The organism is Abyssibacter profundi, from assembly GCF_003151135.1.
Lineage (GTDB): Bacteria > Pseudomonadota > Gammaproteobacteria > Nevskiales > OUC007 > Abyssibacter > Abyssibacter profundi.
This window is the reverse complement of the sequence record NZ_QEQK01000017.1, coordinates 1-12,118: the sequence shown is the minus strand read 5'-3', so window position 1 is coordinate 12,118 and position 12,118 is coordinate 1. Positions and strand designations below refer to the sequence as shown.

Genomic DNA, 12,118 nt, shown 5'->3' with positions numbered 1-12,118 from the left:
TAGCTGACTTCGGGGGCAGTAATGAACTGCGTGTCTTGGAGGCGGCGATCGAGGCGATGGGCGGCGGAATTCGGATGGAGCGGATATCGTCTGAGTCGGGGCGGCTGGCTACCCAGCTTCGTGCCCCAGAGTCCGATCGGCTTTGCGCTCAGGTGTCATTGAAACCGGCGGACCCGTCGACAGTTTGCATCGATATGAGCGGGGTCCAGACGCCTCTGCAGATCACAAGCGTCGAGCAATGCCGATCCGGGATTGCGGCCGCGATGCTGTTGCTGTCGTTGAATCAGAATGCATTGCTCACAAACGGCCTCGCTCGCCTCGAAGCGATGCGTCCGTTCACTCGCTTGGCATCCAGCGTGTGTGCTTTGCCGATTCAGATAGACGCCACTGCTGGCGTTGTCGCATCTAAGCAGGTGATCTGCGCCGCACTTCGGAAAATACCCGATGGCCTCGTCGCGGTTGGAGCCGTCATTACTTCAGGAGAGTCCGACCGCAGTCGGTTGCTCTTGGATGCGAGCATGGCCGCCTTTGGGCTACAGGCTGGTAGATCAGAACCGTTTTGGATCGGGGATTTGATTGGTTCTGGGCGCGATGGAGTCCTGGTCTACTGGGCCGCTGTCGTGCCCATGCATCTAGAGCGATGAGGTGGGTAGCGCAGACTCCAAACGATGCAGTTTTGCGGTCCGATCTCAAAGCGAGTGCTGTTGAGCAGGAGCTGTGGAGGGCAAGTCTTCATGGCGCCATGTCGAAGCTCGAATCCACAACAGCTCAGGTAATTATGGATCGCGCCGTCGAGCATTTCAGTTCTGCGTCATTCATCGAGATTCTCAACCCGCCTGCATCGCGGCATCCGCTTGCCACCGGTCTGATGATGAGCCGCGGAGTTATAGCGGTGTTCGATCCAAGCACAGGGTTGTTCCAACTTGTTGCGCACAGTACTTGCCGGGGATCGCATTACCGGACGAACCCGAAGGATGTCGTCCGCGCTCGAGCACTCGATATTCGCTATCGAATGGGCCTTGAGGCAGAGGTCACTTCGTGGTTCAGGGAGTTGCGCAGTATCTGCAAGGAGCAAACCCAGCTTCGATTCGGTTCTGTGCTGAGAATGATTCGTCCATGCATCGAGCAGTGCATCATTGCCACGCATTTATTGCGTTGGCGAATCTCACTCGCGAACGAACTACTCATATCCCCAAGAATCATTGAGAAGCACGGCTTGCCGTGGTTGGAGCCTTTATTTGTGAGAGGGCTGGGGGACCTGCTACAAGCCCGTGAAGCCATGCCTGGCGTTCGGTCCATTGCCACGAATGAGTGGCTCTTCGCCGAGCTGCTGCCCCGAGAGCTCAGCGGGATTCACCGACATAGATCCGACGTGCTTTGTGCCTTCTCAGAGGACGCGAGATATGCCGAGGCGATCGGGCAGAGCGTTCTTGCGCGAAAGCCAGTCGTGACAGCGATCGCCGAAGTCGAACATCTACCGAGGGCTGCTGTTCGCAAAACGATCAAACTCGACGAAAAGCTCATCTTTCGGCTGGGTGGTCTCAAGACGTCTTTCGCCCTCATGTCGGTTCTCGGTTCTGTTCAGAGCGAGCGGCGAGCCGAAATTCTCAATGTCGCTGCTATTTTGGGGCGTTTGGGCACGAGTGGCTGGAGGTTTCCGGATCTGATCGTAGAAGAGGTCCGTACGAACGGGACGCGTTGGGTGGCGTCCCAGACGCTTGAAGAAGCCACAGTCAAATGTGAGTTTGCAAGCATGCTTCTGCTGTTTGGGCCACTATTGAGCGAGTTCATGGGGGCGGAGCAAGTGACTCCGGGCGGTGACAGCACCTTTCTCAGGATTGGATCACCTGGGCTACGGAGATCTCTCAAGCTCATGAAGCGTTCCCATGCACTGCTACGCCGGATGACAGCGGTGCTTGCACCGCAACTTCTGGATCCTGATTACTTTCCGATGAACTGCGTCAGGCAACTGCGAACCACACGGTTGCGTGATGGTCATGGTCAGGCGCTTGCCGCTTCTTTCGATACAGAACACTCGCATCAGTGGGAGACACTTGCTCCGCGCTGTTGCATTGATGGCTTCGACTTCTTACCGCTCTCCTCATACGAGGAACTCTCAGAAGAAGCGAGCGCCATGCGGCACTGTGTTGCGAGTCCGAGCTACGTAAGGTCTGCATCGCGTGGCGTTCGGGAAATAATGCACGTGCAGCAAATAGGGGGATCCGACAAGAGAAAAGATGGCGCCACCCTGTCTCTCACAAAGTCGATTGGTGAATCCGGAAGCATCGTCGTGTCGATTGAGCAGCTCAAGGGATATCGAAATCGGGCGGTAAGCTCCGAGATGCACGCTGCTGCGCGCGTGTACGCAGAGGTGGCGGGCAACTCCTTGAACACTCCCTCGGAGGTCCAGCGGTTGGTCGAGACGAGCAGGGAGACAGAGTTTGCCGGGATCTCACCATTCGAGGGCGCATGGTCCTATATGCCCGAGGACCTCTGCTCAGAATGGGTGTCATTGGTGGAGCTGACGAGTGTCGACTCGCTCAAACGGGGATTCTTGACGGCTACCAATAAGCTCAGGCAACACGATGGATCAGTTCGAATTCAGCGGCGTGATGTTGTGTACGAACTTTTGGAGGAGCATTTTCTGCGTTTTCCTTCTTCCGGCTGAAGAACTCAGTGATGTCAGCACGGTACTCAGAGCCGGCATCCCAGCGATCGGGCTAGAAGCGCCCGAATCCCTGCCCGCACCTTGGTGTGAGCAACGCGATGCTCCGTGAGACCATCCTGTGCGTGCACGCGAATATATGTCGCTTCGGCGTCGGAAGTTTCGGTGACGACGCGGATTGATGGACCCAGCAGTGAACGCAGAGCAGCCGTAGTCCAGCGATCGTCAGCATTTGTAAAGGAGTCGGATAGGGCATCACCGCATTTGATCATCTGTGGCGCTGGAAGGCGGACGTGTCTGGCCACGTCTGGTCAGTGCCTGGAGCGGTCATTGGAACGCGTTGAGCGCAGTCGCCAGTGGCAGATACAGCCTCATCGGGTTCTCGGCGACTTCCTTGAAGCCGAACCGCTCATAGAACTGCTTCGCCTTGGCGTCTTTCGCATCGACCAAGATGGCATGGACTCCGGTTTGCTGGCTGATCAAAGCCGTTCTCTTGATCGCGTCCATGAGCATCCACTTCCCAAGGCTTTCCCCCTGGTTGGCTCGATTGACAGCTAACCGAGCCATCATCACACAAGGCACAGGATGCAGTGGCAGCCCTTTGGCATCGTCCTCGGTTATCGAGCTACGCCCTATCTCGCAGTTGGTCAGCGAGTAGAACGCGAGAATCCGGGAAGCAGCCCCGTCGTCCACGAGCACGAAGGTGCGAGAAAAGCCCTGTCGCTGGTGCTTGGCAGCCTGAGTCTGGAGAAAGGCGTTGAGGGCCGGTTCTCCGCAGTCGAAAGCCTTGCGATCGTGGATGGATCGGTCAAGGCTACAGACGATCAGCCCCACTGGATTCCAGTTTCACGGTATTCCCGCATCGCATCGACCAGGGCCTTGGTCGGTTTCGGAGGATTCGCCAGAGCATCCAGAACTTCTCGGTAGCCCTGCTCGGTGGTCACGATTCGGTCGGCTTCAGCCACTATCTTGCGCGCACGTTTGAGTGCAGGCCCGAGCACAAACTGAGGCAGCTTTGCATGTTCCAGCATGGCGGCCCTGGCCAGCAGCGCCTTGTCCTCGGCCTTGACCCGAAACTCGATCCGCTCATCAGCAGTTGGCATGATTCATCACCCTCTATAGTGTCCGTACATTGTACGGAATGGCTCGCGGGTTGTCACTGCCTGCTTTGCGCCCTGAACGGACTGTGCTGGACAGCTCAGTCGTCACGTACACCGCTGAGCAGTTGCAGGGGTTTGGGCGATCAACTTCTGTGCTGCCGCCAAGTGGTGAAACCGATGGCGCTATCGTTCAGAATTGGTGGCGACTCCCAGCAAATGAGTGGCTATACGCAATGTCTGCAGTGTACTTGGAGAAGGCATTGTAGCGATCGGGCTAGAAGCGCCCGAATCCTTGCCCGCATCTTTTTGTGAGCAACGCGATGCTCTGTGAAGTCATTCTATGCATGCATACGAACACACATCGCATTGGCACCGGAAGTTTCGGTGACGACGCGGGTTGATCCACCCAGCAGTGACCGCATCGCAGTGGTAGTCCCGCGGTCGCCGAGGATGTAACTTATTCTTTGGCCCCGGCTCTTTCTATCGGCAATCTCTATAGCGCTTCAGAGAGTCCGATAAGCTTGATGCTGCAGAGCAGAACGCATCCATATCCTCAATGCACTTGTTCAGTTCCTCGTCGCGTGTCGGCCACAACTCGACAATGAGGTTTCTACGCAGTTCACTCGGAACTTCCCAAGGTGTTCTGGTTCCATCAAACAGCTCAAAGCAGCGCCGCGAGATGAATTGCCACTGACTGATAGATTGATTTGATAATTGTCGTGCCATAATTTCTGGCACATGCATCGTGGCACAACGTTTGTGGCATAAAGGAGCTTGCAACGTCCCATCGATTCTGAGCTGCCCGCAGAACATGAGGCGAACAGTAGATCTCTCAAGTTAGTATTTGATAAGCGAACTAGGGGCTGCCGTCACCGAGGTTTTGCCGATTTTGCGATACGTATCCTTACTCTAGTCGGTAGTTGTTCTGGTTGTCATTCAAGTCAATTTCTTTGGGTCAAAGCCTTCTCGAATGATCGCGCACGATGGCTAGTTCTCCGCAAGAGCACGCGCAGCAACTATTGACGTGGCGTCGTGAGCACCCGGCGTGGCTAGTGCTGGCCGCTCGCCGAGCTCCGCTAGTGCTTAGTTGTCTGGGCCCGCTGCTCGAGCAACAGCAGGGAAGTATCCCGCTGGAGGATGCACAACAACAGCTCGCTCAGATGCTTCGCGGGTTCGCAAATGATTCGGAGTTCGAGGTGGGCAGCGATCCCGCGGCGCAAGCCCTGCGCGAACTGCGCGACTGGATCCGCCGAGGACTCATTGTGGAACGCGACGGCAGGCTGTTTGCTACGGATGCGCTCCAAGTAGCGATGGCCTTTGTGAGCGGGCTGGATCAGCGTGTCATGACGTCTAGCGCCTCCCGGCTCGCGACCGTGCAGCGTGAGATCGAGAATCTCGCGACAGCACTGAATCCCGACCAAGCCGCTCGTGCAGACATGATCCGTCGCCAGATTAAGAATCTCGAAAGCCAGCTCAAAGCTGTAGAAGCGGGTGATGTCGAGGTGCTCAGCGAAACCGCGGCGAGTGAAGGCATCCGCGACATCTACAGCTTGGCGATGAGTTTGCCCGCCGATTTTCGTCGCGTTGAGGACTCGTACCGCACTGCAGACCGTGCCCTACGGCAGTCCATCATCAGCGATGAGCATCACCGCGGTGAAATCGTTGACCGCTTGCTGGATAGCCACGACGCATTGGTTGAAACCGCCGAAGGACAGGTATTTCAGGGTTTCCACGAGCAACTAAATCGCAGTACTGAGCTTGACCAAATGCGGGCTCAGCTGAAGGAAATTCTTCGCAATCCCACAACTGAGCGCGCACTCGGTCGACGGCAACGCGAGGACTTGCGATGGCTGGTGAATCGACTCGTCAATGAGTCACGTCGCGTGATTGAGGCCAGAGCTCGCAGCGAGCAGGATGTAAAGGGGTTTCTCAAGACCGGCCTTGCGGTTGAGCACCATCGCGTAGGGCAGCTCCTGCACGCATTGATGGAGCGAGCTGTAGACATTGATTGGTCTGACGCAGCATTGCGGCGTAGCGTGACACCGCTGTGGCCGATTGCGGTTGACTGTTCAGGGGTTCCAGTGGCGGAACGACTCCGTTTCAAGGAAGTTGCTGAGGATGCGGAAGAAGAGTTCAACTTGCGCGAGCAGCCTGCTGATCTAAATGCCTTGGATGATGAATTTTGGTCCAGCTTCGATTCGCTGGACACAGGGCAGCTACAGATCGACACTCTTGCCGTGCTTGAGCAAGCGGACGCAGGCCTCAGTCTGGCAGAGCTGGCAGAGAAGCTTCCGCCGACTCACGACTTGGAGACCTTGTGCTGCTGGTTGCAATGGGCGCGGGATACCGGTGAAACGGTGTTAACTGATCGGGAGCAGTTTGAGATTGCGGGCAGCGATGGTGAAGCAATGCGTTTCGATACCCCCAGGATCAAGCTGCACGCAGAACAGTTCGAAGCCGCTGTGAGTCGTGTATGAGTGACGAGCAAGACCCAGGCAATCCGTTTGATCGTGCTCTCGCGGACGGACGTTCAGAAGTCACGAGCACTGCGAGCGAGGTAGACCTGCGCGACGATGACGACGCCGAGTTCGTAAGCGAAGGAATGGGCGCCGAGACCGATATCGAGAACCGTGCCGGTGGTCATTACACACCGGAATGCATCAAGCACACACTACAGCGACTGCTTAAACACGGCTTGCTGGAGTCTGACCGGCGCCCGAACGAGTACGCGCTAGCTTTGGCGCACCAGCCTGAACTTAATCGATTGTTGGAGCCGTTGGATTTCGAGTTGAGGATAGATGAGATTCGAGGTTTGGCATTGCTGGCCATCCATCGACCGTTCGCTGATCAAGATTCAGAGGATGGCGACCCGGGTCATCTACTGGTGCGCAGACAGCGTCTGACATTGGATCAGTCATTGCTAGTCGCCATCTTGCGGCAGCACTACATCGTGCATGAGCAGGATGCTGGTATTGGTGCAGGCGATGCGTCGTTGTCCATCGACGATCTACTGCCTCAGTTGCAGGTGTTCTTTGGTGATAGCGGCAGCGATAGCAAAAATGAAAATCGCGTCCGGCAACTTCTCGACCAACTTCAAGCGCACGCAATCGTCAGCGAAGTGGATTCTGCGGGGCAATTCACGTTGCGTCCTGTCATTGCGCACCTGGCTAATCCCGAAGCCCTAAAAGCTCTGCTTGGTCATTACGACAAGCTGGTGAATCGCGAGTCATGACTGAAGCATTCGAGGTCTCGGGTGCTGAACTGGATTCGAGTTCAGCGAAGAGCAGCGAGAATTCTGTCGAGCCCGATGCCTTTTTGCTTCGTGAATTGCAGGTCTTTAACTGGGGACCGTTCGGAGGCTTCCATCGCGCAGAATTCGATCCGCGCGGCTCTGCGATCGTCGGCCCGACAGGCAGCGGAAAGACAACACTGATCGACGCCCTGATGACACTGATCGTGCATCAGCCAAAGTACAACCTCGCGTCGACGGGTGGGCACGAGAGTGACCGTGACTTGATGTCTTACATCCGCGGCGTCGCCGGCGCTGGCAATGAGGCCGGGGGCAATGAGCATGTGGCACGCCGTGGCAAGACCACCACTGGCCTGTGCGCCACGTTCGCCGCAGCGCGGGAGGCGCTCCACGTCGCCGTTCTGTTCTGGATCAACAGCAGCAGCACTGCGGCGGCAGATCGCAAAGAGGTCTGGCTGATTGCCCGCACTGCCCAAGCCGTTGGTTCACCACTCAACGAATGGCTCGCAACCCACAAGGAAGCTGGAGAAAAAGGCTTGCGTCAGGTGGCGAATGAACAGGAGAACTTGCGGACTTTTAAGACGCGCAAGGCATGCCAGGCCGAACTACGCCGGTTCTTCGACGTTGGCGAGAACGCGTTTGCTCTGTTGAACCGGGCTGCCGGACTCAAGCAACTCAACAGCATTGACGAGATTTTTCGCAGACTGGTGCTGGACGATCAGGCCAAGTTTGATGATGCCGCTAGAGTCGCGGCGGAGTTCGACAGCTTGGCGGATATCCACGCCGAACTGGAGCGCGCCCGCCAGCAGCAGAAATCCCTGCAGCCAATCGCCACTGAGCAACAGAAATACGCGGTCCTGCAAGCACAGCGCCAGCAGGCGCAGCGGCTCGAGCAACTACTGCCACGCTGGTTTGCGCAGCAGAAAGCGGCGCTGTGGGCACAGCGCGAACATGAACTGGAACAGGCGCTGGTTACGGTGCAGCGTGAGATTCAGCAGCTCCGGCAGCAACAAGCTGAGCGCCAGGCCAAAGAGCGGCTGGCCTACAAGCAGTTTCAGCAACTTGGTGGGGCCAATATCGAGCTGGTGCAAAAGCAGCTCGACAGCCTGACTGCGCAGCGGCGCCGCTGCCAGACCGATGTGCAGCAATATCAGCAGCTCTGCCATGCGTTGGCGCTGGATGAAGCGCTCAACCAGGCGGTCTTCGATGCCAACCTGCGTCAGGTCGAAGCAATGCAGGCCGATCGGACCGGTAAGCTGCGGGCCGCCGAACAACAGTGGTTTGAACTCGGCGGCAAGCGAGTGCCGCTGCAGAGCAGGCATCAAGAATTGAAGCAAGAGATTGCCGCGGTCGAGGCACGGCCGGATTCAAATATCCCGCATCCGTTTCAGCAGTTTCGCGCCGCGCTGGCGCGGCAGTTGGAGGTCGACGCGACTGAGCTGCCGTATCTGGCCGAACTGGTCGAGGTAAAAGCCGACCAAACCGACTGGCGCGGCGCTGTCGAGCGCGCCATTGGCGGCCACCGTCTGCGGCTGCTGGTGCCTGCGCGGCACCTAAGGGTCGCTCTGCGCTGGGTCAACGATCGCAACAACCGCCTGCATGTGCGTTTGCTGGAGGCAGAGCCCGATGCTGGTGAGGCGCGGTTCATGGAAGACGGCTTTACGCGCAAACTCAATTTCAAGCGCCACGCGCTCATCCAGCCGGCGAAAGCTTTTTTGGCCGGGATCGATCTGCACTGTGTGGCCGACAGCGCGGCATTGCAGCAGGTCGACCACGGGCTAACCCGGCAGGGCACGATGTCCGGCAAGCGCGGGCGCTTCGACAAGCACGACCAGCACGCGCTTGATCAGGGCTGGCTGACCGGCTTTGACAACCGAGATCAGCTGCGCAGCCTTCGCGCGGAATTCGAGGGCTGCAGCAACGAGTTGGCGACGTTGGATCAGGCGGTCGCAGGGAAAAAAGCCGAGGTCGACACGTTGCGCAAGGAGTCGTCGTTTCTCGAGCGCTTTGCGCAGTGGGAATTTGACAACATCGACCTGCCCACCATCGAATCTGCCATGCGTGAGGTTCAGGCCGAGTTGGCAGCGCTCAGCGCGCCGGATTCGGATCTGGATAGACAGCGGCAGCGCTGGCAGCAGCTTGAGGCCGAAGTCGAAGGACTGGGCAAGCAGATCGGGGCCCAGGAAAGTGCTCGCGGCGAGGTCAATGCCGATCTAAAGCGGGCCAAGACAGCACGAGCAGAAGCCGTTCAGCTTGGTGGTTCCGCATTAGATGCCGAATCCAGCGAACTCGTCAATGATCACCGCGCCAAGGCCGCCACAGTCACGCTCGACAGCGTTGACACGCTAGAACGGCAGGAAATCGGCGCGATTCGCACCGAGCTTGGCCGTCTGCAGGATCGGCTTGATGACAAGGGCAAGACACTGGTGCGGCTGATGGGGCTGGCGCAGAAGGTCGACACCGGTGCGCTGGCCGAAGTCGGCACCGAGCTCGATGATGTGCCGAAGTACCTCGAGCGCTTGGCGCTGTTGACTCAGGAAGCCTTGCCAGAGAAGCAACAGCGGTTTCAGACCTACCTTAACCAGTCCTCGGACCAAGGCGTCACTCAACTCCTGACCGCAGTTTCGAACGAAGTCAGCGTTATCGAGGAACGCATCGAAGAGCTCAACCAGACACTGCGCCGTGTGGAGTTCCAGCCAGGCCGTTATCTGCGGTTGCAACCGCGCAAGGTTGTGCACGACGGACTGAAGAAGCTGCAAAGCGCCCAGAGGCACCTGCGCGCAGCAGCGTTGAAGGACGATGGTGGCGAAGCCCAGTACGCAGCGCTTCGCAATGTTGTGGAGCTACTGCGTGATGCGTCTGAGCGCAGACGCACTGTGGGCGCCTTGGCACTACTGGATCCGCGTTATCGGCTGGAGTTTTCCGTGGCGCTCATGCGGCGAGAAGACGACTACGTGATCGAAACACGCACAGGGTCGCAGGGTGGTAGTGGTGGTGAGAAGGAGATTATTGCCAGCTACATCCTGACGGCTTCGCTCAGCTATGCACTGTGTCCGTCAGGTGCTACGCGTCCGTTGTTCGGAACAGTCGTATTAGACGAAGCGTTCTCAAAGAGCTCACAGGCTGTCGCCGGGCGGATTGTCGCAGCACTTCGGGAGTTTGGGCTGCACCCGCTGTTTGTCACACCGAACAAGGAAATGCGGCTTCTGCGTGACCACACGCATTCCGCCATCGTCGTGCACCGTCTAGACCAGCAATCATCGCTTGCATCTATGAGCTGGGAGCGTTTGGAGGCCGAGGCGCGGGCGCGTGTGCGGGCGACGCCATCCACCGAAGCACGATGAAGTCGCCAGGTGACCTGGTACAAAGGTTGGAGCGACAGTGGCGCTCAGCTGATACGCGTGAAGCGCGCTTGCTAAATCCGGTTGAACACTGGCCGCTGAAACTGGCAATAGGCAAGCCGAGCGCCCGACAGGTATCTGAAGAACCTCGCATTGTTCGCTCACATCTCGCAGCTTGGCGGAATGTCAGCATCGGCGAGGTGCACTGGGAAACAGTTCGCTACCGCGGCCTGACGCAGGCGGTTTCTGTCCCTACACAATGGGAACTGCCCACCCCAAGCAGTTGGGCTCAGGCCTCTGGAAGTGGTGAAGTACAGAGTCAGTTTTCTGCACTATCGGCTTTGATTTCGGCAGCTGACCCTGTCTTCCACAGGTACTTTGTCCGGCGGCGGAGCTGGCTGAGTAAGCCGCTCGACGAAGTAATCGCTGCGGCCAAGCTCGCGGCTGAACTGGAACCAGCGTGCTTAGGCGGTCGTCCACTGCGGATGATGGGTGGGCAAGATATCGACAGCAAGTTTGGGGAACGACACGGGCCGCTGCTGACAGCGCTACTGGATATTCGCTACAGCGGCCTAGCCTCAGAACTGGGCCTAGGCCCATTCCTGGATGCTGCTGAGGAATCAGACCACTGGCTCTTGGTCGTCGACCTGGATGGCGGCTTGCTGCCCTTTAAACAAATGCGTCTACGCGCCCAGGACTTGATGAGCTACGTGCTTCCTGGGGAACGCTTGCTGGTCGTCGAGAATGAGCGATGCTTGTATCTGCTCCCAGATCTTCCGAGAACAATTGCCATACTCGGAGCTGGACTTAATTTGGAGTGGTTACGTGCACCGATAGTGGGCGAAAAGGACCTTGCGTACTGGGGCGACATCGACACCTGGGGCCTGAGGATGCTTGCTACAGCGCGGCGCCATCAGCCCAAAATAAGCGCGCTACTGATGGACGAATCAACATTCGCAAACAACCTGCAGCATGCCGTCATTGAGCCGAGGCCCGTTGATGCGCTCCCAGATTGCGAGCTGACTGCCTCAGAGAAGCAGCTATGGATGAACTTAGTGGCCGAAGACTCTGGGCGATTGGAGCAAGAGTTTTTGCCCCAAGACTTGGTTGCCGATGCGATGCGCAGCTGGATTGCTACCGATGCGTCTTCCAGCGTAACAGTCGAAACAAATGGATAGAGCCCACTCCGCGCATGGTTTCGTGCTGACTGCGCATTCCCGCGCTACCTACTAGACCGGCAAGGATTTCAGGTCGCGTCAACACAAGGCTAGCGCATACCTCGGTGTTGGAAAAACTGACAGGGGTTCTCAAGTAGAGAAGCGCTGGCCTACGCAACAAAGGCTGAATCCAGCCCTTTGCGGTCAGTCAACGCCGAGTTTGAGCGGCGATTTGCGGGTCATGTCCCCGGACGTGGTGTAAGAGTGGCCACCGTGCCCCGCGGTAATCTGAGGTTTCTTGACGACCTTAGACAACCGAAAGAGGGACACGATGACCGACGACAGGATGGCGCTGCGCGCACTGCTTGAAAAGGGTTCTCACGCCGATTTGCTGCGCGAGATGGTGGAGCTGGTGGCGCAGCGGCTGATGGACTTTGTGGTGGAATCGCTTTGCGGTGCTGGCCACGGCGAGCGCAGTCAGGAGCGGATCAATCACCGCAATGGATACCGCGACCGGCGCTGGGAGACACGCGCCGGGGCGGTGGATTTGAAGATCCCCAAGCTTCGCCGGGGCAGCTACTTTCCGGCGTTTCTGGAGCCGCGCC

General features: G+C 57.9%; 8 protein-coding genes. 6 read left to right on the top strand and 2 right to left on the bottom strand.

All coding sequences use genetic code 11. From position 1 onward, the window contains the following. The first annotated feature begins 742 nt into the window (after positions 1-742). Complete coding sequence (locus DEH80_RS15265; RefSeq protein ID WP_165831503.1) at positions 743-2,668, top strand: PcfJ domain-containing protein; 1,926 nt, start codon at positions 743-745, stop codon at positions 2,666-2,668. Positions 2,669-2,992: 324 nt separating this feature from the next. Here the strand turns inward: DEH80_RS15265 and DEH80_RS15260 are convergent, their stop codons facing one another. Next, positions 2,993-3,499: a GNAT family N-acetyltransferase gene (locus DEH80_RS15260; protein ID WP_207774642.1), complete on the bottom strand. Its 507-nt coding sequence runs from the start codon at positions 3,497-3,499 to the stop codon at positions 2,993-2,995. Further along, a complete protein-coding gene (locus DEH80_RS15255) occupies positions 3,490-3,768 on the bottom strand; it encodes a type II toxin-antitoxin system TacA family antitoxin (protein WP_109721384.1) in 279 nt (92 codons plus the stop codon). The genes DEH80_RS15260 and DEH80_RS15255 overlap by 10 nt, the downstream gene beginning before the upstream one ends. A 980-nt stretch (positions 3,769-4,748) precedes the next feature. Here DEH80_RS15255 and DEH80_RS15250 point away from each other — a divergent pair. The 5 genes from DEH80_RS15250 to DEH80_RS15230 form a co-directional block, all read left to right on the top strand. After that, positions 4,749-6,242, top strand: coding sequence for a DUF3375 domain-containing protein (locus DEH80_RS15250; RefSeq protein ID WP_109721383.1), 1,494 nt, complete (start codon positions 4,749-4,751; stop codon positions 6,240-6,242). Continuing rightward, positions 6,239-6,997, top strand: a complete 759-nt coding sequence (locus DEH80_RS15245) for a DUF4194 domain-containing protein (RefSeq protein WP_109721382.1) — start codon at positions 6,239-6,241, stop codon at positions 6,995-6,997. The genes DEH80_RS15250 and DEH80_RS15245 overlap by 4 nt, the downstream gene beginning before the upstream one ends. After that, positions 6,994-10,359 carry an ATP-binding protein gene (locus tag DEH80_RS15240; protein ID WP_109721381.1) on the top strand — a complete coding sequence of 1,122 codons (3,366 nt, stop codon included), beginning with the start codon at positions 6,994-6,996 and terminating at the stop codon, positions 10,357-10,359. Before DEH80_RS15245 ends, DEH80_RS15240 begins: the two co-directional genes overlap by 4 nt. After that, positions 10,356-11,534 (top strand): Wadjet anti-phage system protein JetD domain-containing protein, encoded by a 1,179-nt coding sequence (locus DEH80_RS15235; RefSeq protein WP_109721380.1) that lies wholly within the window; start codon positions 10,356-10,358, stop codon positions 11,532-11,534. The genes DEH80_RS15240 and DEH80_RS15235 overlap by 4 nt, the downstream gene beginning before the upstream one ends. Positions 11,535-11,844: 310 nt before the next feature. Then, positions 11,845-12,118, top strand: a 274-nt coding sequence (locus DEH80_RS15230; RefSeq protein ID WP_207774640.1) for a transposase, incomplete at its 3' end; no start/stop codon positions are given.